Genomic DNA, 22649 nt, shown 5'->3' with positions numbered 1-22649 from the left:
GTGCGCTCATTAAGTGTGATGTAGCGGGATTGTTGTCCTCTACCCAGTTAACCCCGAGTTGAGCAACACAACATAACGGTGGGAATAATCTGTACGGACGAGAGAGTAAACGATGTGGGGGAAAATAGCCTGCTGACAACTCTCAGCTTTTATCTTTACCTAAAATGGCAGAGAGATCCTGTTTCAGCAATGACATCTGACTAGCATATTTCTCTTTGTGCTCAGCATCTTCGATCAATTGAACCACGGTCTCGGACAAGGTACTCCCACGCCGATGTGCCAATGCGGCCAAACGTTGCCAAACCAAAAACTCCAAATCAATCGACTTCTTACGGGTATGCTGATGTTCAGCATTAAAATGGCGCTTACGACGCGCACGAATAGTCTGCTTCATCCGGTTATCGAGCGCTGGAGCCATATGCTGTTTGATCCAGTCCAATACCTTCACCGGTTCATTTTCCAATGTTAATAGTTGTGCAATCACTGCCTCTGCTGCGCTCTTTTCAAGATACCGGGTGATTGGCTCCCCTTCTCGATGTTTCTTTACCAGGTATTGCCACTTCCAGCCGCTCTCCAAATTTTCTAGCTGTTGATATTTCATTATGAACTCTTCTATAACGGGATAACGTTAGCTGGATACTGACACCTCACCACAACCGCGCGAAGAGCATACCAGATTTACTGATATCCCCCGATAACTAAAACCACATCAAGTCACTGTTGGCAACTTCTCGGCAACCTGACGCGACCATGCCATCCGTCAAATGCGCTTAGCGCATTAGCATCACTGCCTCGATGCTGGCAAAGGATCTCATGCTATCTTTGCCCGTTCTGCCGTCAGCGCAGCAATCCTCATAATCACTGCCACCGCCTGTTCCATACCCTCTAACGAGATAAACTCATGTTTACCATGAAAGTTATATCCTCCAGTAAACAAATTAGGACATGGTAGCCCTTTAAAAGAGAGCTGTGCTCCATCAGTACCGCCCCTGATCGGCTTATTGATCGGTTCAATATCGCAATCACGCATCGCCTGTTGAGCTATCTCCACCACATGTGGATATTCAGCCACCTGCTCGCGCATATTGTAATAACTATCCTCCATCGCCAACTCAATATAGCATTCACGTGGCAAGCCACGCCCCAGCTTCTCAGCAATGTCGATCATCCGGCGCTTGCGTGTCTCAAAACCCTGCTGTTCAAAATCGCGGATCAGATAGTGCATCTGTGCAGACTCAACACTCCCCTTAATGCAGTCAAGATGGTAAAAGCCCTGATAGCCTTCGGTCTGTTCCGGTGTCTCCTCTGCCGGTAACATCTGATGAAAGCGTGTCGCCAACGACAAGGCATTCACCATCACTCCCTTGGCGCTGCCAGGATGCACGTTATTACCGACAATTTTCACAGTGACAGAAGCAGCATTAAAGTTTTCACACTCCAATTCACCGACACCACCACCATCAACGGTATAGGCCCATTGTGCATCGAACATCTGCAAATCAAAATAGTGCGCGCCTTTACCAACCTCTTCATCGGGGGTAAACGCCACGCGAATTTCGCCATGAGGTACCTGTTGCTGCTGCAGCCGTACCATCGCAGTGACAATCTCGGCAATGCCCGCTTTATCATCAGCGCCCAGTAGCGTTTTACCACTGGCAGTAATCAACGTTTTTCCCAGCATTTGATGCAAAATTGGAAACGTGACTGGAGATAGCACCTCATCACCTGGCCCTAATGCAATATCACCACCGCGATAATTTTCAATCAATTGTGGTGATACCTGCTTACCAGAAAAATCTGGAGCGGTATCAAGATGAGCAATAAAACCGATCACCGGCACTGGCCAGCTAACATTAGCCGGCAAGGTTGCCATCAAACAACCACGATCACTGAGCGTCACCTGCTCAAATCCCAGTGCCATCATCTCTTTTTGTAAAAAACGCGCCAGCCTTAGCTGCCCCTCACTACTTGGTACCTGTTTAACATTCACTCTCGACTGCGTGTCAAAAGCCACATAGTTAAAGAAACGTTCAAGTAATTTATCCATAACTCCCCCCCGATATTCGACTGCTAATTATGCGGAACCGATTCGGATCAAATCTTGCGTCACATCATTAATAACCAAATTTAGAGTGCTATCTGCTAACTATCATTGAGGTAGATGGTTTGCCTAACGACGAACATACCGTAACTACAGCATAGACACTACTCAGTAAGTATTTCGAACAACATTCAGGAATAAGGCAGCCACTCAAATAGCGCTAATGAATTAAACCATTACTGCTGCCGAACCACCCGCTTCAGTTCACTGAACAACTGCAATAATCTAGCCACGGTTTGACTTTCAATTGTCTGCCGCTGCGTCTATCATGCCGATGCTAAAAATTTTGTTGCTCGCCAAATGACGCGACTGCCGAACGATGGCAGATTAAATGTTCGTTTGGTCGTTTCTGATCAAATCGCTCAATGCGTGAGTCGCTCACGCCCACTCTGCTCGTGCTGGAGGTAATCAGGGCATAAATGACTAAAAAATCCTCGTTACTAAAACTAGAATCGATAAGCAAGCGCTTTGGCGATAAAGAAATTGTCAGTAATTTCAATCTTGAAGTTAAGGATGGTGAGTTCCTTACCATTCTTGGCCCTTCCGGTTGCGGAAAAACCACCGTGCTACGCCTGATTGCTGGTTTAGAGCAAACCGACCACGGAAAAATTATTCTCGATGGGCAAGACATCACCGCGCTTGCTGCTGAACATCGCCATGTTAATACCGTGTTCCAGAGCTATGCACTGTTTCCGCATATGACCCTCTTCGATAATGTTGCCTTTGGTCTGCGGATGCAGAAAACGGCACGCGACGAACTGACACAACGCGTCGAACAGGTACTGCGCATGGTGCAGCTCGAAACTTTCGCACAACGCCGTCCACATCAACTTTCTGGGGGGCAGCAACAGCGTGTCGCTATCGCACGCGCCGTGGTGAATAAACCGAAGATTCTACTGCTGGATGAATCACTCTCGGCACTCGATTACAAGTTACGCAAGCAGATGCAAAACGAGTTGAAAGCACTGCAACGTAAACTTGGCATCACCTTTATCTTTGTCACCCACGATCAGGAAGAGGCACTCACCCTTTCAGACCGGATTGTAGTGATGCGTGATGGCCAGATTGAACAGGATGGCACGCCGCGTGAAATCTACGAAGAACCGAAAAACCTGTTCGTCGCCAGTTTTATCGGCGAGATAAATATTTTTGATGCTACGGTGTTAAAACGCCTTGATCCACAACGGGTACGCGCTCAAGTAGAAGGACGGGAGTGTGATCTGTATGCCACACTGCCGGTTGTCACTGGGCAACGGTTAAAAGTGCTATTGCGACCAGAAGATTTACGAGTTGAAGAGGTCAACGACAGCGCAGCCATCGATGGGTTGATTGGCTATGTGCGTGAACGCAACTACAAAGGCATGACACTTGAATCAGTGCTGGAACTGGAAAATGGCAAAATGGTGATGGTCAGTGAATTTTTCAATGAAGACGACCCCGACTTTGACCACTCACTCAATCAGAAAATGGCCATCACATGGGTAGCAAGTTGGGAGGTTGTACTGGAAGATGAAGAAACCCGCTAATCTGTTGCAGAATCTGGTGATCACCGTTGTCGTTGCCTGGCTAGTGCTATTCGTTTTTTTGCCAAATCTGATGATCATCATCACCAGTTTTCTCACCCGTGACGATAGCGAGCTGGTTAAACTGATTTTCACACTCGACAACTACACTCGGCTGTTCGATCCACTCTACGCCCAAGTGATGCTGCACTCACTCAACATGGCACTGATTGCTACCATCTGCTGCCTGATCCCCGGCTACCTGTTTGCATTCACCTTAGTGCAACTGCCACAAAAGATACGACCACTGCTGCTGTTTTTACTGATTGTGCCATTTTGGACTAACTCACTGATCCGCATCTATGGCCTCAAACTGTTCCTCAGCACCCGTGGCTATCTGAACGACTTCCTGCTCTGGAGCGGTCTGATTGAAACGCCTCTGCGCATCATGTACACACCGGTCGCAGTGATCCTCGGGCTAGTCTATATCCTGCTGCCATTTATGATCCTGCCAATCTATGCCAGCCTAGAGAAACTGGATCGCTCCTATATTGAAGCCGCACGTGATCTTGGTGCCAACAAACGACAAACATTCATTCGCATCGTCGTCCCGCTCACCATGCCCGGCATTATCGCAGGTTGTCTCCTGGTGTTGTTACCCGCAATGGGCATGTTCTACGTTGCCGATTTAATGGGTGGTGCAAAAAACCTATTGATCGGCAATGTCATCAAAAGCCAGTTTCTCAATCAACGTGACTGGCCGTTTGGTGCTGCTACCAGCATTACACTCACACTGCTGATGGGAGTATTGCTCTGGATCTACTATCGCAGCGCAAAATTATTAAACAGTGGTGGGGAACTGGGATGATCAACCGTCTACTGCGTACCGGATTGATGGCGCTGATCTATGCCTATCTCTACTTACCGATCATGCTATTAATCATCAACTCGTTTAACAGCTCACGTTTTGCTATCAACTGGCAGGGATTTACCACCCAGTGGTACCACTCGCTACTCAACAACGACAGCCTACTACAGGCTGCTGGGCACTCACTGATCATGGCGTTATTGACTGCCAGTTGTGCCACACTGCTTGGCTCGCTTGCTGCTGTAGCGCTCTATCGTTATCCATTTCGCGGCAAACCCTTCGTTGGCGGAATGCTGTTTGTGGTAATGATGTCACCCGATATTGTGATGGCAATCTCACTGCTAGTACTGTTTATGCTGCTTGGTATTTCACTTGGTTTCTGGTCACTGCTGTTTTCACACATCACCTTCTGCCTGCCATTTGTGGTGATCACCGTCTATTCACGGCTGAAAGGGTTTGATGTCAAGATGCTGGAAGCGGCGAAGGACTTGGGGGCGTCAGAAGCAGTGATTTTGCGTAAAATTATTCTGCCGCTTGCCATGCCGGCGATTGCTGCCAGTTGGCTACTGAGCTTCACACTGTCGATGGATGACGTTGTTGTCTCTTCGTTTGTCACCAGCCCAAGCTACGAGATCTTACCGCTAAAAATCTACTCAATGGTGAAGGTGGGCATCTCACCAGAGGTCAATGCCCTCGCCACTATTTTGTTACTGTTCTCACTGCTATTGGTACTGCTCAGCCAGTGGCTATTGCGTGAGCGGCGCAGTGCCCCCCTCAACACCACGAAGCACAGCCGCGATGACACTGATAGATGTTAACGCTATCGCACTAACAAATTTGACAAATAACAGCAAATTTGACAAATAACAGCCAAGCCCCCCGCCTGCTCCCGTGCTGCGATACAGTACCGGGGCAGGTTGCAGTTAATGGCTAATGGCTAATGGCTAATGGCTAATGGCTAATGGCTAATGGCTAATGGCTAATGGCTCACCAGCAATACCTCAATCCCCAGCTTGCGTAACCCTTCAAGACTATCAGCAGCAATGTCACTGTCAGTGATCACCATGTCAATACGCTGCGTATCAATGATCTTGTGCAGACTGGAACGGCTAAATTTAGTTGAATCGGTCACGACGATGATACGCTCTGCCACTTCACACATCCGGCGGTTCAAACGCGCTTCATCCTGGTTATGCGTACTGACGCCACGCTCCAAATCTATTGCATCAACACCCAAAAACAGCATATCAAAGTGGTAATTAAGCAATGACTGATCGGCTTGATCACCATAAAAAGATTGCGATTGACGACGTAACTGCCCACCGGTCATCAACAACTCCACGCCCTCGGCTTCTAGCAGCGCATTTGCCACATTGATACCGTTGGTCATCACAATCACCCCCTGATGCTGTCGCATCAAACGTGCAATCTCATAAGTGGTGGTCCCTGAATCGAGGATCACTCGATGCCCCGGTTTAATCAGCGAAACCGCCAAACGTGCAATGCTACGCTTCAAACTGGTATTGAGTGCGCTCTTATCTTCTACCGAAGGTTCACTAACCGAGTTAACAGGTGCGCACACCAGCGCACCGCCATAGGCGCGCAACGCAATTCCCTGCTTCTCCAAAAAAGCCAGATCATTACGGATAGTAACGGTTGATACACCAAAAAAATCTGACAGATCATTAACTTGAACGCTTCCTTGCTGACGCAGCCGTTGAATAATATGCTCACGTCTCTCGCTAGTACCCATGAGACGTTTCTCAGGTACAGAATTGCTGTGACGCACAGATAACCCTTTCATAACACCCTTTGTTTCATTTTGTTTCTTTTATTAACGCACTTATCCAAACGGAAAGCAAGTGCCAAGCATAATTGGCTTCTTTTCATTCGTCTATGACTAAAAACTTTCGTTGCACTTCTTTTGTGAAACAGATCTCAATTTCATTACCTTTCTCTTTGCTTTGCATTTACGATATAGCACTATCAAAGAAACAAATCGAAAGCTACAAGATCGATAGCAGCACCATCCATACAACAACACGACAACAACACGGGGAAGAAAGTGAAACATTTAACCGAGTTTGTGGCTCACCATAAACAGGGCAAGCGTTGTGGCATTTTCGCTGTCTGTTCCGCACATCCGCTCGTCCTTGAAGCCGCCATGCAGCACGCCAAGCAGAATCAAGCGCTACTGCTAGTTGAAGCTACCTCTAACCAAGTCGATCAGTACGGTGGTTACACCGGTATGACACCCGCCGACTTCCACAGTTTCATCCGGCAGTTGGCAGAAAAACAAAATTTCCCTCAGGAAAAGTTAATTTTAGGCGGTGATCATCTTGGACCAAACCGCTGGCAGCACCAGACTGCTGCCGAAGCAATGGCGCAAGCTGATGAACTGATCCGCAGCTATGTGGCCGCAGGGTTCAAAAAAATCCACCTTGATTGCAGCATGTCCTGTGCTGACGACCCAATCCCGCTCACTGATGCAATTGTCGCTGAACGCGCCGCACGCCTAGCCAGCATCGCCGAACAAACCTGCCTAGCAGAATTTGGTCATTCAGATTTAGTGTATGTCATCGGCACCGAAGTACCAGTACCGGGCGGTGCGCATGAGACACTGGAGAGCCTGGCGGTCACAACACCTGAAGCGGCCAACGCCACACTAACAGCACACCATCACGCCTTTACACAACACGGATTAGCCGCCATCTGGCCGCGTATCATCGGCTTAGTAGTACAGCCAGGCGTTGAGTTCGATCACACCCAAATAATTGACTTTCAACCAGAGAAGTCACTGGCACTGAGTCAATTGATCGAAAATTCAGAAACTATGCTGTTTGAAGCACACTCCACCGACTACCAAACCCCACAAGCACTGAAACAACTGGTTGAACAGCATTTTGCCATCTTAAAAGTGGGCCCGGCACTGACCTTTGCACTGCGTGAAGCGCTATTCTCACTGGCAGCGATTGAACAGGAACTACGCCCTGCCCACCAATGCTCCGGCCTACGCGAGGTGATGGAGATGGTGATGCTCGACCAACCGCAATACTGGCAGCAACACTACCACGGCACGCATGGCGCCAAGCGACTGGCACGCAGTTACAGCTACTCCGATCGGGTGCGCTACTACTGGCCTGAACAACAGATCGACCAAGCCTATGCACGCCTGCTTACCAATCTGGCCAATCAAGCGATCCCACTGCCGCTGATCAGCCAATATCTGCCACTACAGTATGCCCGTGTGCGTGAAGGCGTGATTGCAGCCACACCATTAGCGCTAACGATCGACCACATTCAAGACGTGCTGCGCCAGTACCATGCTGCCTGCTTGGGTGAAGCACAGTAACCCGGGTGACACGCAATACCCTTGGTTTAGCGTCATAACCTGGTATTACCACGATAAGAAGAAGGGAAAAATATGCCAAACATCGTATTAAGCCGTATTGATGAGCGCTTGGTTCACGGCCAAGTAGGGGTGCAATGGGTAGGATTTGCTGGTGCCAATCTGGTACTGGTGGCCAATGATGCCGTTGCTGAAGATAGCATTCAGCAAAACCTGATGGAAATGGTACTGGCAGAAGGGATTGCCATCCGCTTTTGGCCACTACAGAAAGTGATCGATAACATTCACCGTGCTGCCGATCACCAGAAAATTCTGCTGGTATGCAAAAACCCGCAAGACTTTCTCACCTTGGTACAGGGCAACGTGCCGATCAAACGTATCAATGTCGGCAATATGCACTACGCCGAAGGCAAAACACAAATTGCAAAAACCGTCTCGGTTGATCAGCAGGATATTACTGCATTTCAAGGGTTAAAAGCCGCAGCGGTAGAGTGTTTCGTACAAGGTGTCCCGACTGAACCTGCCCAGGATCTTTACAAACTCCTTTGAGGTATCTGTTATGGAAATTAGCTTATTACAGGCAATTGCATTAGGCATGCTGGCATTTATTGCCGGGCTGGATCTGTTCAATGGCCTGACCCATATGCACCGGCCAGTGGTACTAGGCCCACTGGTTGGCTTGATCCTCGGGGATCTGCAAACCGGTATCTTAACCGGCGGGACACTGGAGCTGGTCTGGATGGGATTAGCACCACTGGCTGGCGCACAGCCTCCCAACGTGATCATCGGCACCATTGTCGGCACTACATTTGCTATCAGTACCGGCGTTGCTCCGACCGTCGCAGTCGGTGTTGCGGTACCGTTTGCCGTCGCGGTACAGATGGGGATCACCTTCCTATTTTCTATCATGTCTGGCGTTATGGCGCGTGCGGATCGCATGGCCGCTAACGCCGACACACGCGGTATCGAACGGATCAACTATTTGGCACTGCTGGTACTCGGTAGCTTCTACTTCCTGTGCGCTTTCCTGCCGATTTACTTTGGTGCTGAACATGCCAAAACAGCAATAGAGGTATTACCACAGCGTCTGATTGAAGGGCTAAGCGTCGCGGGTGGGATCATGCCCGCGATTGGTTTTGCCGTGTTACTGAAGATCATGATGAAAAATGTCTACATTCCCTACTTCATCATTGGCTTTGTTGGCGCAGCCTGGCTCAAGTTACCGGTCTTAGCGATTGCCGCTGCCGCACTAGCGATGGCGCTGATCGAACTTATGCGTAAAGACCCCGCCCCTGTGCAAACCTCCAGCGTAAAGAAAGAGGAATTTGAAGATGGCATCTGACATCCACACAGCATCGCCAAAAACGGCAGCAACCCCATCCGTGCTAACTGACAGTGACAACGTCTATGAAGATCAGTCAATTGGTGCCGAACTGACACGCAAAGATATCAACCGCATTGCCTGGCGCTCGATGTTATTGCAGGCTTCATTTAACTATGAGCGTATGCAAGCTTGCGGATGGTTATATGGTTTGCTGCCAGGGCTAAAAAAAATCCACACCAATTCGCGTGATTTAGCACGTTCAATGAAAGGCCATATGGGCTTCTTCAACACCCATCCTTTCTTGGTGACCTTTGTTATTGGCATCATCTTGGCGATGGAACGTTCCAAGCAAGATGTCAACAGCATTCAAAGCACCAAAATTGCGGTCGGTGCTCCGCTGGGTGGTATCGGTGACGCCATGTTCTGGCTAACACTACTACCCATCTGTGGCGGGATTGGTGCCAGCCTAGCGTTGCAAGGCTCCATCCTTGGTGCAGTGGTATTTCTGCTGCTGTTTAACTTGGTGCATTTCGGATTACGTTTCGGCCTAGCTCACTACGCTTACCGCAAAGGAGTGGCTGCTATCCCTCTGATTAAAGCCAATACACGTAAAGTTGGCCACGCTGCCTCGATTGTGGGTATGACAGTGATTGGCGCTCTGGTCGCTACTTATGTGCGTCTTAGCACCACATTGGAAATCACTGCCGGTGATGCCGTAGTGAAACTGCAAGCTGACGTGATAGACAAACTGATGCCAGCATTTTTACCACTGCTCTACACCTTAGGCATGTACGCCCTGGTGCGCCGAGGCTGGAGCCCATTGCGCTTGATCTGTATCACCGTACTGCTGGCGATTGTGGGCAAGTTCGCCCATTTCCTATAGTCAACTATTGCCTAGCAGATACTGATTAATAGCAACAGCGAGCGACAACAACAATCACCGTTTAGACAGAGAGTTAGAGCCTTTTCCAGCCCGTCGGCACCATGGCAATTAAAGTCGTCCTCATGGTCTGGGCTCTGATTCAACTAACCGGTTACTACCGTCATTACAACGAGATAAGAAGCGTACTTATGTTAAGTATCATTTTGAGTGGTCATGGGCGTTTTGCCAGTGGACTGGAACAAGCAATGCTGCAAATCCTTGGCGAACAGCCACAAATTGTCGCCATCGATTTTCCGGCGGAATCCACCACCGCCCAGTTACAGCACCAGTTTGAACAAGCCATTGACAGCCTTGATGAGAGCCAAGGGCTGATCTTTTTGACCGACCTGCTCGGTGGCACCCCGTTCCGGGTTGCTGCAACCCTGGCGTTGCAAAAGCCAGGGCGAGAAGTGCTGGCTGGAGTCAATCTGCAACTGTTGCTGGAGATGGCACTTGAGCGCGACGGCCTGAGCAGCGAGCAGTTTCGCCTGATGGCACTGGAGTGTGGTCACCGTGGCTTAACCAGCCTGGCCGATGAGATGAACCGACAACGCAGTAACAGTGCTGTCGAAGAGGGGATCTAACCGTGCTACTGCGTGCCAGACGGCTATTAACCGAACACGGATGGTTAGATGATCATCAACTGCGTATCGAAGGCAACCGGATTGTAGCCATTGAACCGATTGCCAGCGGTGTTACCGCACGCGATGCCGAATTGCTGTGCCCCGCCTACATTGATGTTCATGTCCACGGCGGTAGTGGCGTGGATGTGATGGATGAAGATCCTGGCGCACTCGCAACACTGGCATTGCACAAAGCGCGCGAAGGGGTGGCTTATTGGCTGCCCACCACTGTTACCGCGCCGTTGCCCGAGATCAACGCAGCGCTAACGCGGATTGCCAACCATTACCACCACCCTACGGCTGGTGCTGTGGTGCTAGGCAGCTATCTGGAAGGCCCCTACTTTACCCCACAGAACAAGGGCGCACATCCACCGGAACTGTTTCGTGAACTGGATGTTGCCGAGCTGGCGCAATTAATCGCCATATCACAGAACACACTGCGTATGGTGGCATTAGCACCGGAAAAACCAAATGCACTAGCGGCAATCCGTTACCTGAAACAGCAAGGTATTCGGGTGATGCTCGGGCACAGCGCCGCCAGTTATGAGCAGACCATCGCGGCATTTGATGCCGGAGCCGATGGACTGGTGCACTGCTTCAACGGCATGACCGGTTTACATCATCGTAATCCCGGTATGGTCGGTGCCGGGTTAAGTGATACACGTGCCTGGTTGGAGATCATCGCGGATGGTCATCACCTGCATCCGGCAGTGATGCATATTTGCTGCCAGTGCGCTGCTACACGCACATTATTGGTGACTGATGCCATGCGTGCCGCCGGTATGCCCGATGGGCAATATGAAATTTGTGGTTATCCGGTGCAGTTACAACATGGTGTAGTACGCACAGAGAGTGGTGGCTTAGCAGGCAGCACGCTGGCGCTGGATGCAGCAGTGCGTAACCTGGTCAATCAGGTCGGCATCCCCGCTGAGCAGGCGATCCGAATGGCATCACTACACCCAGCCAAATTACTGGGGATGGCACAGACTCTCGGCTCAATTGCACCCGGTAAGTTAGCCAGTGTGATTGCCTTAGATCAGCAACTGAGGCTACAGAACAGTTGGATTAACGGTGTCGCTACCGACTTATAGCGTGATCATCGGCAGCAGCCAACCCCTTCTGGCAACACCGCCTCACATCAACATAACCGTGATCTGGTGCACTGTTAGCAACCAAAACCTAGGTTAGCGCTGTTATGTCAACAGCGCAGCCAAGTGAGGTTGCTTATTTAACGCGCTGCCCACACACGGCTATCACATCGCCAACAGCATCTTTCTTTTCCTTTTCACAACAAAAATCAAACAGGCAAGAAAACTCATGTAATTAATTGATTAATTATAAAAAACAAAATAAAACCATTATACACAGATATTTTTACTTTATTTTCACTGTACCACTTGACCTTTCATTTTCTTTTAAGTAGATTTTCAATCAAGCGCAAACTCAATCATTCGAAAGAAAACGAAAGAGACTGCTTCCTTGTGTACCCATCAAATATGTACTGCTAAGGATCCTGTTATGAGCAAACCTCACATTGCTACCGCCACCAGCCCACTGACTTGGACTGAAAAAGAGATCCGCCAACAACCTGCTTGCTGGCTAAAATCGCTAAAGAATATTGAAAGCCACCGCAGTGCTATCGATGCCTTCCTAACACCACTGCTACAACACGCTAATCTTCGAATTGTGCTCACTGGAGCAGGTACATCGGCATTCATTGGTGAAATTATTGCCCCCTGGCTGGCCAGCCATACCGGGAAAAATTTTGTTGTTGTCCCCACCACTGACCTCGTGACCAACCCTGTCGACTATCTCTACCCAGAACAACCGACCCTCCTAGTCTCTTTCGCCCGTTCAGGTAACAGCCCAGAAAGCGTCGCGGCCGTTGATCTGGCAAACCAGATTGTCAACCAGTGTTACCACTTGGTGATCACCTGCAATGAGAGTGGCAGCCTGTATCAAAATGCTAAACAACATAACCACTCACTGGCACTGTTAATGCCCGCTGAGACCCATGATCGTGCCTTTGCCATGACCAGTAGTATTTCGACCATGATGGCAAGTTGCCTGGCGATCTTTGCCGCTGATGTGATTAACAGTAAACGCTTTGAAGATGTCGCGACGCGCTGTGCGCAGATCATTGCTTCGCAAGGTGATTTTAATCAGATCGTATTTGGTGATCTGCCATTTAAACGCGTGGTCTACCTTGGCAGTGGTGGCTTACAAGGGATTGCTCGTGAATCAGCATTGAAAGTGCTAGAGCTAACTGCTGGTAAACTGGCGGCATTTTATGACTCACCTACCGGTTTTCGCCATGGCCCCAAATCGCTGGTTGATGATGAAACCTTGGTGGTGGTGATGGTCTCCAGCCATCCCTATACCCGCCAATATGATCTCGACCTACTGGCTGAACTGCGTCGTGATCAGTTGGCAATGCGTGTGGTGGCGATTGCCGCAACCACCAGTAGTGAAATTGAAGCGGGTCCGCACATTCTGATGCCGATTGCACGTGATTTTATCGATATTGAACAAGCATTCTGTTTTTTAATCTATGCCCAGATCTTCGCCCTCAACTCATCGCTGAAAGCAGGCATCACCCCAGACACTCCCTGTGCTAACGGTAGCGTTAACCGTGTGGTACAAGGCGTCGTTATTCACCCCTGGAAAGGCTAAGAGGCTCACCATGTGCATTATTTCCACCAAATATCTGTTAGCAGATGCGCAGGCGCGCGGCTATGCGGTACCCGCCTTTAATATCCATAATGCAGAGACGATTCAGGCGATCCTGGAAGTCTGCCAAGAGATGCAATCACCGGTGATCCTAGCGGGTACACCGAGCACTTTCCGGCATATCGGCTTTAACCAGATTTATGCACTCTGCGAGTCCTATTCACAGCACTACCAAATACCACTGGCACTGCATCTTGATCATCATGAATCACTCGCGGATATCCGCACAAAAGTACTCAGTGGTGGGCGTAGCGCAATGATTGATGGCAGTCACTTGGAATTTGACGATAACGTTAAATTGGTGCAGTCGGTGGTCGACTTTTGTCACCGTCACGATTGCAGTGTCGAAGCCGAATTAGGCCGTCTTGGTGGTGTTGAAGATGATGTCGAGGTGGATGACGAGCACTCATTGTTAACAGATCCTCAACAAGCACGCCGTTTTGCCACCTTAACCGGAGTCGACAGCCTGGCTGTGGCGATTGGTACTGCACACGGGCTCTATACCAACGGGCCAAATATCGACTTCAAACGGCTGGCAAAAATCCGCGAACTGGTCTCAATCCCACTGGTATTGCATGGCGCCAGCGATGTACCTGATGACTTAGTACGCCGCACAATCGAACTTGGCGTCTGTAAGGTTAATATCGCCACCGAGCTGAAAATCGCGTTCGCGGCTGCGGTGAAAAAGTGGTTCAGCGACAATCCAGAAGGCAATGACCCACGTTACTATCTGCGTGCCGGTATGGATGCCATGAAACAGGTCGTTAGCGACAAAATTACCGTTTGTGGTTCCGACGGAAAACTGGTTCCCTAGTTGCGCGTTATGCAATCACTTGTCTTATGTTACTACGGCATTATCCTGGCAATCTGGGTAATGCCACTTCAACGACCTATACCCGTCATCCTGCACGATGCAGGGAACTCACTGCAACGCCAAGGAACTTGGGTATATCAGTCGATAGTCAAAAAAAAGGACTCTCGTTATGAAAACAGTGATCAAAAGTACTTGGTTAATTCTGAGCATCAGCAGCAGTGTTCTTGCGACACAGCACCCATTGAGTAACGACAATATCGCCCTCTCATTTGATGATCAGAGTGGCAGTGTGACAGTGGAAAATAAGCTTTCAAAACAAAAAATCGTCCCCAAAGAGTTATTCTTTCTTACCTTACCTAATGAACAGGTGATCCACGCCCGTGATTTCCAGATAAAAAATGTCCACCAACATGATAACGCTATCGAGATTGACTATCTGCATCCAGACTACCGTGTTCAGGTTGTACTCAACGCACTCGCAGGCAAATACGCCAGTGTCGACTACACCTTCGAAGCAATAGGAAAAGCGCGTGATGTAGCAAAAATCACCTTGTTTCCGACCAAAGGGCAAGCACAAGCCCCCTACGTTGAGGGGGTGATCAGCAGTTCACCGATTATTGCCGATAGCTTTTTTATGCTGCCACGCAAGCCGATCGTCAATACCTATGCCTACGAAACCAGCACCAACCTGAACGTTGACCTGAAAACGCCACTGACACCCACTGCTGCCAATAACTACACGGTCTACTTTGGAACCTTTAGTGAGCCAAGCCAACTACGCCGTAGCGTCAACCAATTCATTGAAGCAATACGCCCTCGCCCCTACCAACCCTACCTGCACTATAACAGTTGGATGGATATCGGTTTCTTTACCCCATACAGTGAGGGCGACGTCTTAAACCGCATCAATAGCTACGCCGAGGCGTTGATCAGCAAACGGGGGGTAAAACTGGATGGTTTCCTGCTCGATGATGGCTGGGATGACCTCACTGGCAAATGGCTATTTGGCCCAGCATTCAATAATGGCTTTGGGGTAATTAAACAGCGCGCTGACCAATTCAACACTTCAGTCGGTTTATGGTTATCGCCGTGGGGCGGCTATAACAAACCGCGTGATATTCGGGTTTCTCACGCGGCAAGCAACAACTTTGAAACTGTCGACGGTAAATTTGCCCTCTCAGGTCGAAATTATTTCGAGAACTTTAACCGTCAGATCAACAAGCTGATTACTGAACAACACATTACCTCATTCAAACTCGATGGCATGGGTAATGCAAATACCCATTTGGATGGCAGCCCGTTCGCATCTGACTTTGATGCCTCGATTGAGTTGATCAAAAATATGCGCGCGGCTAACAACGATCTGTTTATCAACCTGACTACTGGCACCAACGCCAGCCCATCTTGGCTGTTCTATGCTGACTCTATCTGGCGTCAGGGCGATGATATCAACCTCTATGGTAAAGGCTCTGTGGTACAACAGTGGATCACCTACCGCGATGCAGAAACTTACCGCTCGATTGTCCGTAATGGCCCACTCTTTCCACTCAATTCATTGATGTATCATGGCATTGTCAGTGCAGAGAATGCCTATTTTGGCCTGGAGAAAGTACAGACAGACAGCGATTTCGCTGACCAAGTATGGAGCTACTTCGCCACCGGCACCCAACTGCAAGAACTTTACATCACCCCGTCACTGCTCAATCCGCACAAGTGGGATGTACTGGCCGAGGCGGCGAAATGGGCACGAGCCAACAGCCAAGTGCTGGTGGATACTCACTGGATAGGTGGTAACCCCACACGGTTAGAACCCTACGGTTTCGCCTCCTGGAGCAAGGAAAAAGCCATCATCGCGCTACGTAACCCTGCCGATCAACCTCAGGCTTACTATCTGGATCTGAAGAAAAGTTTTGAAATACCACCAGGAGAAACAACGGAATTTGCCCTCAAAACTGTCTATGGCGACAACCGCACACTGCCGTATGACTACCTATCACCGGTTGTTATTCAACTTAAACCACTGGAGATGTTAGTCATCGAAGCGATCCCGCAACCCTAATGGGACAGAGGTTAAATCCAGCACTGCAATAACATCGAGTTGGCGCTATAATCGCGCGCCAACTCCCTGCCAAGTCACACACGCCAATTCAGCTTATCTGGTGGGAGATTGACATCGACAACCACTCGTTTAATCCACTATTGCTAAAGGATGCACTACATGAAAACGTGGTCACATCTGATCGCAGCCAGCGTGATGGCACTCACGCTGCACTCTGCTCATGCCGAGAGTGATAACAAAACACTCTACTTCTACAACTGGACCGAATATGTCCCTTCCGGGCTGCTAGAGCAGTTCACCAAAGAGACCGGTATCAAGGTGATCTACTCCACCTATGAGTCGAATGAAAGCCTGTATGCCAAGCTAAAGACCTATAAAAAAAGTGGCTACGACCTGGTGGTGCCGTCAACCTACTTTATTGCCAAAATGCGTAACGAAGGGATGTTACAACCGATCGACAAGCGCAAACTGAGTAATTTTCACCACCTCGATCCCAACCTGCTCAACAAACCGTTTGATCCAAACAATGACTACTCGATCCCCTATATCTGGGGAGCGACGACAATTGGCATCAACCGTGAAGCAATCGACCCTAAAACCGTCAGCGCTTGGGCCGATCTCTGGCGGCCACAATATCGTGACAGCCTGCTATTGACCGATGATGCCCGAGAGGTGTTTCAGATTGCGCTACGCAAACTGGGTTACTCTGCCAATAGCACTAACCCTGAAGAGATCGAAGCCGCCTATCATGAACTGAAAAAATTAATGCCTAATGTGCTGGCATTTAACTCCGATAATCCTGCTAACCCCTACATGGAAGGGGAAGTGGATCTTGGGATGATCTGGAATGGCTCCGCTTATATGGCACGACAAGCAGGTGCCCCGATCGAGATCATCTGGCCAAAAGAGGGCGGTATTTTCTGGATGGATAGCCTGGCAATCCCAGCCAATGCAAAAAATGTTGACGCTGCTTTGCAAATGATCGACTTCTTGCTGCGCCCTGAAATTGCACTACAGGTTGCCAGCACCATCGGTTACCCGACACCTAACCTGACGGCAAAAAATGCGTTGCCGCCAGCAATCGCTAATGATAAATCGCTCTACCCTGATCAACAGGTGCTTGAGCGTGGAGAATGGCAAAATGATGTCGGTGACAGCAGCACACTGTATGAAAGCTATTTTCAACAATTAAAAGCGCGCCGTTGAACAACCTGCTGCTCTCGCTACTGGCCGAACTCAAAGCAAAAACGGGAGCAGCCACTGATGCTCAGCACTAACCATTCACCACCGATGACAACCGAGCACTGGCGATCAAACTGGGCTGTTCAAACCGTGTAGTTAAGCAGCGCCGCCCCCCTAGCCCCACCAGCATCGCCATAACGCGCCGCCATAATTTCTGGTAGTTTCGCCACCGGTAACAGATGCGCTGGCAAGCGTTGCGGCAGTTGGCGGTAAAGCTCGGCAAAATTAGATAAGCCACCGCCAATCACCAACAGATGCGGATCGATAATCGTCAACAGATTCGCCAGACAGATCGCCAGTATCGCCATAAAACGGTCAACATGTGCTAGCGCCTGCTGCTCACCGGCATAGTAATTGGCAATAATCGCCGGTGCCGACAAGGGTTGTTGATAGAAGTGGGCATACATCCACTCAAAACCACGGCCAGAAATATAGTTCTCGATACAGCCCGACTGACCACAACCACAACGCACTCGCGGAATATCGCACCCCAACACGTCAAGCGCATCGACCGGTAGGCGTAGATGCCCCAACTCGCCGGTACACTGATTACGCCCAGAGACAATTTGGCCATTCACCACCAGCCCACCGCCCATGCCGGTTCCCAGAATAATGCCAAGTACTGTTGGATAGTGACGACAGCGCTCATCCCACGCTTCGGAAAGGGTAAAGCAGTTGGCATCATTATTGACGCGCACTTCGCGTTCAATCCGAGCACTGAGATCCGCCGGCAGAGGTTGCCCGATCGCCGCCGGCACATTGACAGTGAACAGCGTACCATCATCATTCTGCACACCAGGAATGCCAATACCCACTTTACCGGGCGAACCACAGAAGTGATCCGCCTGCTGAGTCAACTGCTGTAACACATTGAGTAATTCTTGATAATTATCACGTGGCGTCGGCACCCGTTTCTGCCAGACGGGCAGCAAATCAGCATCAAAAACAGCCAACTCAATTTTGCTACCGCCGATATCAAAACCGTAATACATCGTTTCCTCTATTTTGCTACGCGAACTGCACTCTAAACCTCAATCGCACTTTTTCGCCACCCTGCCAGCAGCAGCCAATGGCGAAGTAGCGCTACTGTCCGCTCAAAATCCGTGCTGGCTCAAGCCGACTGGCACGCCTAGCCGGATACCAGCTCGCCAACAGGCTTAATACAATTGCAGTTGCCAATACAATCAGCACATCAAGCCCATGTAATTCAGAAGGTAAAAAATCGATAAAGTAGACATCACCAGAGAGGAAGGCATGGCCAACCCACTGCTCTATTTTCTTGATAATCGCCGTCAATTGCCACGCAGCAAGGCTACCAAGCACCACCCCACTCAAACTGCCGACCAAGCCCGCTAACAGCCCATACCAGATAAAAATGGCACGGATAAAACGATCTTTCGCCCCCAACGTACGCAACACCGCAATATCGCCACTCTTATCCTTCACCGCCATCACCAGTGTTGACACAATATTGAAGCAGGCAACACCGATAACCAATATCATCGCCAAATACATAATCGCGCGGATCATCTGAATATCGCGATACATGTAACCATAACTGCCGATCCAGCTTTTGACATAAACATAAGTATTGGTCGCCAAGCCTGCCTCTCGAACCAACTTATTGGCAGCAAACACTTGGTCAACCTTAATCGCGATACCGCTGACATCTTGCCCCATCTCCAGATAATGTTGTGCATCACTGAGCGGCACCAACGCTAAACTGTGATCAATTTGACCACCCAACTGCAAAATCCCCGCTACTTTTAGCCGGATACGCTTAGGCTGCAACAACTTCATCTCTGGATCACTGTTTGGGATCATCACAGTAATATAGCTACCAGGCTTGACCGCTAACGCCTGTGCCACACCTTGCCCAAGGATCACCTGCTGCTCGCCAGCACGAAAATTAGCCCAGGCATCCGCCTGCACAAATTGCGGTAATGCGCTAATGCGGCTCTCGCTAGCCGGATCTACACCTTTTACCTGCACCGCGCGCAACTGGGTACCACTCTCCAGCAGACCGGTGAAATTGATATAAGGCGCTGCAGCCAAAATGCCGGGCACTTGTTCAACCCGTGTCAAGATCTCAGGCCAATCAGAAAACGGGGGATTAGCAGGTTCAATCTCGCCATGCGGCAATACCGCCAAAATACGATTGTGCAGCTCACGTTCAAACCCATTCATTGCACTCAGGCCAATGATCAACACCGCTACACCCAGTGCAATGCCCAGTGTCGAGAGCAGAGAGATCAGCGACACCATGCCGCCACGCCGTCGACCACGACTAAAGCGCAGCGCTACGCGCAGAGAAAAGGGCAACAGATGCATCACGCCTCCCCCATCAGTATCGATTGCGGCTGTAACTTGCCATCAACCATCTCTAACTGACGATCGAGCCGCTTTGCTAACTGCAAATCATGGGTGACGACCAAAAATGCCGTACCTTGACGCTGGTTCAGCTCCAGCAGCAGATCAAAAATGGCATCAGCAGTACGTTTATCCAAATTACCGGTCGGTTCATCCGCCAGCACCAAGGCGGGATTATTGACCAGTGCTCGTGCAATAGCGACCCGCTGGCGCTCACCACCGGAGAGTTCAGCCGGACGATGCCGACTCCGTTTCGCCAACCCGACCGCCGCCAACATCTGCTGAGCCCGCTGTTCTGCCTCTCGGCGGTTAGCCCCGCCAATCAGCAACGGCATGGCGACATTCTCCAACGCACTAAAATCAGCCAACAAATGATGAAATTGATAAATAAAACCGAGCTGACGATTGCGCAACTCAGCCTTGGCAACCGCCGAGAGCGCACTTAATGACTGCCCTTTGTAGATCACTTCACCCGATGTAGGTTGGTCCAACCCCCCCAGCAGATGCAGCAACGTACTTTTGCCTGAACCGGAACTACCGACAATCGCCATTAACTCACCCGTTTGCATCGCAAAGCTGACTTGATGCAACACGGGCGTAGTAAAACTCCCCTCCTGATAACTTTTGCTCAATTGGTTACAGTGCAATAATTGCGTGTTACTCATAGCGTAAAGCCTCCGCAGGTTGTACGGCGGCAGCGCGCCATGAAGGGTAAAGAGTTGATAATAAAGAGAGGACAATGGCAGAAAGCACGATCAGCGTAACCTGTGAGGCTTCAATCACCACAGGCAGCTCTACTCCATCAGTCAAAATACCAATCAGCGGCATTAGACTATCAAGATGGCTCGCTAACAGCACACCGAATAACGCGCCGAGCAGAGCACCGATAATACCGGCACTGGCACCTTGCACCATAAACAGCAGCATAATCTGTGCGCGAGTTAACCCTTGAGTTTGCAAAATAGCCACTTCACCCTGCTTCTCCATCACCAGCAACCCCAAAGAAGTGATGATATTAAATGCTGCCACCGCCACAATTAGCCCTAACAGCAGCACCATCATATTTTTCTCCATCCGTACTGCTTGGAACAACTCGCCTTTACGCTCACGCCAATCGTTCCAGATCAACCCAGATGGCAACGGTTGCTGGCTAAGCGTATCGACCGCCAACGGCTGCTGTAAAAACAGCCGCCAGCCGGTGATTTGTCCGGTTGGATAACGTAGCAGACGTGAAGCATCTTGTTGATTAACCAATAACTGATAGCTATCGACTTCGCTGTTAGCGCGGAAAGTCCCAATCACGGTAAACAAACGTTGACTAGGAATACGCCCCATCGGGGTAAATTGACTGGCGCTAGGCACCATCAGCCGCAATTGATCCCCCACCTTTAGCGCTAACTGTTCAGCCAGTTGCTCACCCAGGATCACGTTATATTCACTCGGCTGTAACTGTTGCTGTGTCACATTGACCAAATGTGCAGCCAGCGGTTCTTTCTGTTGTGGATCAACACCCAGCATCACCGCAACGGCAACGCTACGCGCACTTTGCAGCACCACCTCTGCCGTTGTGAGTGGCACCACTTCGCTGACACCCGGTAATGATTGTGCCAACTGTTTCGGCAAATGTTCGGGATCCAGCGGACCTTGTGGCGTCGTCAACAACACCTGCGGCATTAAGCGTAAAATATTATCTTGCAGATTTTTTTCAAAACCATTCATCACCGATAGCACCGTCACCAGCGCCATCACCCCGAGCGTAATACCAATACTCGACAGCCAAGAGACAAATCGCCCAAAGCGATCTGAGGCTCGCCCACGCAAATAGCGTAAGCCAATAAACAATGCGACAGGTTGATACATGAAATCCGCTTATTAGCAACAGAGTAAAGGTCAATTTGACCGCTGATGATAAAGGCTAGACCAACTTTAGGGAACCTTCGAAAGCGTTTTATTCTGTTAACGCCAGTCGTGGAGAAAAGAGCTTAGAGAGAAATACTCAGTAGAAGGGATTTTAAAAACCATTCACCAAACTTAAAAATCAATAGGTTAAGGTTTTCTTGCTGATTTGGGGTGCGTATTGCTGCGTATTGGGGCTTATCGCTTGTGGTCATCGCCACCGTTTTGCCGTGTTACGCTGCGTTGCTCTCCGCACTCTCTCCCTGGTGGCTGGGGGGTAGCAGCTCTTGTGGCAGCGTCGCTCCAGCAACAGGTTGGGTCTGGTTTAATGCTCCGTCAATCTCTGTCATGCTGGTGAAACAGTAGCCGCACAACATGTTTTGACACTGATGATAACTGCGACGTACCAGCACGCTTAACTCTACACTGGTACGGGTCTTTGCCGTAGCCCGGCAACGAGGACAGCGCATTGCCATACGCAACCTCCTTCTTGGTAGTTGATATCGGCGGTATTATAGCAAATAATAAATTAATTTGTCAGCGTCAAATAACAAAAATTTAGAAAATTAATATTTTCCCTTTCATGCCATATGATGAAAGGGAAAATAAAAAACCATTTTCATCTTACAGAAGATGTTACAACAACCAGGCTATTCTGGTTTCAATTCTGTTTAGAGGAACAGGATTAGCGAGCCCTCTCCAATAAGCACTATCTCTTATTAATTGTAAGCGTCCGGTAGCCTCACCTTGCCGCAGCGAATAAAGCCTTTCATTATTCTCGCCATCACATCCTCTGCTTGAGAATAAACCATGCCATACACCAAACAGCAAAAACAGCAGCATCTTGAT

The 22649-nt window shown here is 49.6% G+C and carries 22 protein-coding genes; 13 read left to right on the top strand and 9 right to left on the bottom strand.

Annotation, left to right across the window (positions count from 1 at the left end; all coding sequences use genetic code 11):
• Nucleotides 1–142: 142 nt before the first annotated feature.
• Both matP and pepT read right to left on the bottom strand, forming a co-directional pair.
• A complete protein-coding gene (gene matP, locus EOJ37_RS07765) occupies nucleotides 143–601 on the bottom strand; it encodes a macrodomain Ter protein MatP (RefSeq protein ID WP_127959363.1) in 459 nt (152 codons plus the stop codon).
• 210 nt (nucleotides 602–811) lie between these two features.
• Nucleotides 812–2047, bottom strand: a complete 1236-nt coding sequence (gene pepT / locus EOJ37_RS07760; protein WP_127959362.1) for a peptidase T — start codon at nucleotides 2045–2047, stop codon at nucleotides 812–814.
• A 473-nt stretch (nucleotides 2048–2520) separates the two neighbouring features.
• Between pepT and potA the strand changes: the two genes are divergently transcribed.
• The 3 genes from potA to potC are packed head-to-tail and all read left to right on the top strand — an operon-like array spanning nucleotide 2521 to nucleotide 5289.
• The gene (gene potA / locus EOJ37_RS07755) at nucleotides 2521–3627 is read left to right on the top strand and encodes a spermidine/putrescine ABC transporter ATP-binding protein PotA (protein ID WP_127959361.1); all 1107 of its coding nucleotides are present in this window, start codon (nucleotides 2521–2523) and stop codon (nucleotides 3625–3627) included.
• Nucleotides 3611–4471, top strand: coding sequence for a spermidine/putrescine ABC transporter permease PotB (gene potB, locus EOJ37_RS07750; protein ID WP_127959360.1), 861 nt, complete (start codon nucleotides 3611–3613; stop codon nucleotides 4469–4471). The genes potA and potB overlap by 17 nt, the downstream gene beginning before the upstream one ends.
• Complete coding sequence (gene potC, locus EOJ37_RS07745; protein ID WP_127959359.1) at nucleotides 4468–5289, top strand: spermidine/putrescine ABC transporter permease PotC; 822 nt, start codon at nucleotides 4468–4470, stop codon at nucleotides 5287–5289. The genes potB and potC overlap by 4 nt, the downstream gene beginning before the upstream one ends.
• A gap of 161 nt (nucleotides 5290–5450) precedes the next feature.
• Here potC and EOJ37_RS07740 read toward each other — a convergent pair whose 3' ends face one another.
• Nucleotides 5451–6275 (bottom strand): DeoR family transcriptional regulator, encoded by an 825-nt coding sequence (locus tag EOJ37_RS07740; protein WP_420820627.1) that lies wholly within the window; start codon nucleotides 6273–6275, stop codon nucleotides 5451–5453.
• Between the two features lie 261 nt (nucleotides 6276–6536).
• Here EOJ37_RS07740 and kbaZ point away from each other — a divergent pair, with 261 nt between their 5' ends.
• The 10 genes from kbaZ (at nucleotide 6537) to potD (ending at nucleotide 17498) form a co-directional block, all read left to right on the top strand.
• Nucleotides 6537–7823 (top strand): tagatose-bisphosphate aldolase subunit KbaZ, encoded by a 1287-nt coding sequence (gene kbaZ / locus EOJ37_RS07735; protein WP_127959358.1) that lies wholly within the window; start codon nucleotides 6537–6539, stop codon nucleotides 7821–7823.
• Between the two features lie 72 nt (nucleotides 7824–7895).
• Complete coding sequence (gene agaV / locus EOJ37_RS07730) at nucleotides 7896–8369, top strand: PTS N-acetylgalactosamine transporter subunit IIB (RefSeq protein WP_127959357.1); 474 nt, start codon at nucleotides 7896–7898, stop codon at nucleotides 8367–8369.
• A 10-nt stretch (nucleotides 8370–8379) separates the two neighbouring features.
• Nucleotides 8380–9162, top strand: coding sequence for a PTS N-acetylgalactosamine transporter subunit IIC (gene agaW, locus EOJ37_RS07725; RefSeq protein ID WP_127959356.1), 783 nt, complete (start codon nucleotides 8380–8382; stop codon nucleotides 9160–9162).
• The gene (gene agaE / locus EOJ37_RS07720) at nucleotides 9152–10027 is read left to right on the top strand and encodes a PTS N-acetylgalactosamine transporter subunit IID (RefSeq protein WP_127959355.1); all 876 of its coding nucleotides are present in this window, start codon (nucleotides 9152–9154) and stop codon (nucleotides 10025–10027) included. Before agaW ends, agaE begins: the two co-directional genes overlap by 11 nt.
• Nucleotides 10028–10215: 188 nt before the next feature.
• The gene (gene agaF, locus EOJ37_RS07715; RefSeq protein WP_127959354.1) at nucleotides 10216–10650 is read left to right on the top strand and encodes a PTS galactosamine/N-acetylgalactosamine transporter subunit IIA; all 435 of its coding nucleotides are present in this window, start codon (nucleotides 10216–10218) and stop codon (nucleotides 10648–10650) included.
• A gap of 2 nt (nucleotides 10651–10652) precedes the next feature.
• On the top strand, nucleotides 10653–11780 hold the full coding sequence (gene nagA, locus EOJ37_RS07710) for an N-acetylglucosamine-6-phosphate deacetylase (RefSeq protein ID WP_127959353.1): 1128 nt from the start codon (nucleotides 10653–10655) through the stop codon (nucleotides 11778–11780).
• Nucleotides 11781–12207: 427 nt separating this feature from the next.
• The gene (locus EOJ37_RS07705) at nucleotides 12208–13362 is read left to right on the top strand and encodes an SIS domain-containing protein (RefSeq protein WP_127959352.1); all 1155 of its coding nucleotides are present in this window, start codon (nucleotides 12208–12210) and stop codon (nucleotides 13360–13362) included.
• Between the two features lie 10 nt (nucleotides 13363–13372).
• Nucleotides 13373–14233 carry a tagatose-bisphosphate aldolase subunit KbaY gene (gene kbaY, locus EOJ37_RS07700; protein ID WP_127959351.1) on the top strand — a complete coding sequence of 287 codons (861 nt, stop codon included), beginning with the start codon at nucleotides 13373–13375 and terminating at the stop codon, nucleotides 14231–14233.
• A 169-nt stretch (nucleotides 14234–14402) separates the two neighbouring features.
• Entirely contained in the window at nucleotides 14403–16292 is a 1890-nt protein-coding gene (locus EOJ37_RS07695) for an enterotoxin (RefSeq protein ID WP_127959350.1), read from the top strand.
• Between the two features lie 159 nt (nucleotides 16293–16451).
• The gene (potD, locus tag EOJ37_RS07690) at nucleotides 16452–17498 is read left to right on the top strand and encodes a spermidine/putrescine ABC transporter substrate-binding protein PotD (protein WP_127959349.1); all 1047 of its coding nucleotides are present in this window, start codon (nucleotides 16452–16454) and stop codon (nucleotides 17496–17498) included.
• Between the two features lie 119 nt (nucleotides 17499–17617).
• Here the strand turns inward: potD and nagK are convergent, their stop codons facing one another.
• The 6 genes from nagK to EOJ37_RS14665 form a co-directional block, all read right to left on the bottom strand.
• On the bottom strand, nucleotides 17618–18526 hold the full coding sequence (nagK, locus tag EOJ37_RS07685) for an N-acetylglucosamine kinase (protein WP_127959348.1): 909 nt from the start codon (nucleotides 18524–18526) through the stop codon (nucleotides 17618–17620).
• Nucleotides 18527–18617: 91 nt separating this feature from the next.
• Nucleotides 18618–19865 (bottom strand): lipoprotein-releasing ABC transporter permease subunit LolE, encoded by a 1248-nt coding sequence (lolE, locus tag EOJ37_RS07680; RefSeq protein ID WP_127959347.1) that lies wholly within the window; start codon nucleotides 19863–19865, stop codon nucleotides 18618–18620.
• The gene (lolD, locus tag EOJ37_RS07675) at nucleotides 19865–20569 is read right to left on the bottom strand and encodes a lipoprotein-releasing ABC transporter ATP-binding protein LolD (protein ID WP_127959346.1); all 705 of its coding nucleotides are present in this window, start codon (nucleotides 20567–20569) and stop codon (nucleotides 19865–19867) included. The genes lolE and lolD overlap by 1 nt, the downstream gene beginning before the upstream one ends.
• Nucleotides 20562–21764 (bottom strand): lipoprotein-releasing ABC transporter permease subunit LolC, encoded by a 1203-nt coding sequence (gene lolC, locus EOJ37_RS07670; protein ID WP_127959345.1) that lies wholly within the window; start codon nucleotides 21762–21764, stop codon nucleotides 20562–20564. Before lolC ends, lolD begins: the two co-directional genes overlap by 8 nt.
• Before the next feature lie 269 nt (nucleotides 21765–22033).
• The gene (locus tag EOJ37_RS07665; RefSeq protein WP_127959344.1) at nucleotides 22034–22276 is read right to left on the bottom strand and encodes an Ogr/Delta-like zinc finger protein; all 243 of its coding nucleotides are present in this window, start codon (nucleotides 22274–22276) and stop codon (nucleotides 22034–22036) included.
• Between the two features lie 160 nt (nucleotides 22277–22436).
• A partial coding sequence (locus EOJ37_RS14665) for a hypothetical protein (protein ID WP_206194034.1) occupies nucleotides 22437–22649 on the bottom strand: 213 nt, incomplete at its 5' end.

The organism is Serratia microhaemolytica, from assembly GCF_004011885.1.
Lineage (GTDB): Bacteria > Pseudomonadota > Gammaproteobacteria > Enterobacterales > Enterobacteriaceae > Serratia_G > Serratia_G microhaemolytica.
The sequence above is the reverse complement of the archived record's forward strand: the minus strand, read 5'-3'. Positions and strand labels throughout refer to the sequence as shown.

Bases quoted from the DNA above. Each gene is read 5' to 3' on its own strand.
- matP (WP_127959363.1), bottom strand. From the start codon at position 601: ATGAAATATCAACAGCTAGAAAATTTGGAGAGCGGCTGGAAGTGGCAA.
- pepT (WP_127959362.1), bottom strand. From the start codon at position 2,047: ATGGATAAATTACTTGAACGTTTCTTTAACTATGTGGCTTTTGACACG.
- potA (WP_127959361.1), top strand. From the start codon at position 2,521: ATGACTAAAAAATCCTCGTTACTAAAACTAGAATCGATAAGCAAGCGC.
- potB (WP_127959360.1), top strand. From the start codon at position 3,611: ATGAAGAAACCCGCTAATCTGTTGCAGAATCTGGTGATCACCGTTGTC.
- potC (WP_127959359.1), top strand. From the start codon at position 4,468: ATGATCAACCGTCTACTGCGTACCGGATTGATGGCGCTGATCTATGCC.
- EOJ37_RS07740 (WP_420820627.1), bottom strand. From the start codon at position 6,275: ATGAAAGGGTTATCTGTGCGTCACAGCAATTCTGTACCTGAGAAACGT.
- agaV (WP_127959357.1), top strand. From the start codon at position 7,896: ATGCCAAACATCGTATTAAGCCGTATTGATGAGCGCTTGGTTCACGGC.
- agaW (WP_127959356.1), top strand. From the start codon at position 8,380: ATGGAAATTAGCTTATTACAGGCAATTGCATTAGGCATGCTGGCATTT.
- agaE (WP_127959355.1), top strand. From the start codon at position 9,152: ATGGCATCTGACATCCACACAGCATCGCCAAAAACGGCAGCAACCCCA.
- agaF (WP_127959354.1), top strand. From the start codon at position 10,216: ATGTTAAGTATCATTTTGAGTGGTCATGGGCGTTTTGCCAGTGGACTG.
- EOJ37_RS07705 (WP_127959352.1), top strand. From the start codon at position 12,208: ATGAGCAAACCTCACATTGCTACCGCCACCAGCCCACTGACTTGGACT.
- kbaY (WP_127959351.1), top strand. From the start codon at position 13,373: ATGTGCATTATTTCCACCAAATATCTGTTAGCAGATGCGCAGGCGCGC.
- EOJ37_RS07695 (WP_127959350.1), top strand. From the start codon at position 14,403: ATGAAAACAGTGATCAAAAGTACTTGGTTAATTCTGAGCATCAGCAGC.
- potD (WP_127959349.1), top strand. From the start codon at position 16,452: ATGAAAACGTGGTCACATCTGATCGCAGCCAGCGTGATGGCACTCACG.
- nagK (WP_127959348.1), bottom strand. From the start codon at position 18,526: ATGTATTACGGTTTTGATATCGGCGGTAGCAAAATTGAGTTGGCTGTT.
- lolE (WP_127959347.1), bottom strand. From the start codon at position 19,865: ATGCATCTGTTGCCCTTTTCTCTGCGCGTAGCGCTGCGCTTTAGTCGT.
- lolD (WP_127959346.1), bottom strand. From the start codon at position 20,569: ATGAGTAACACGCAATTATTGCACTGTAACCAATTGAGCAAAAGTTAT.
- lolC (WP_127959345.1), bottom strand. From the start codon at position 21,764: ATGTATCAACCTGTCGCATTGTTTATTGGCTTACGCTATTTGCGTGGG.
- EOJ37_RS07665 (WP_127959344.1), bottom strand. From the start codon at position 22,276: ATGGCAATGCGCTGTCCTCGTTGCCGGGCTACGGCAAAGACCCGTACC.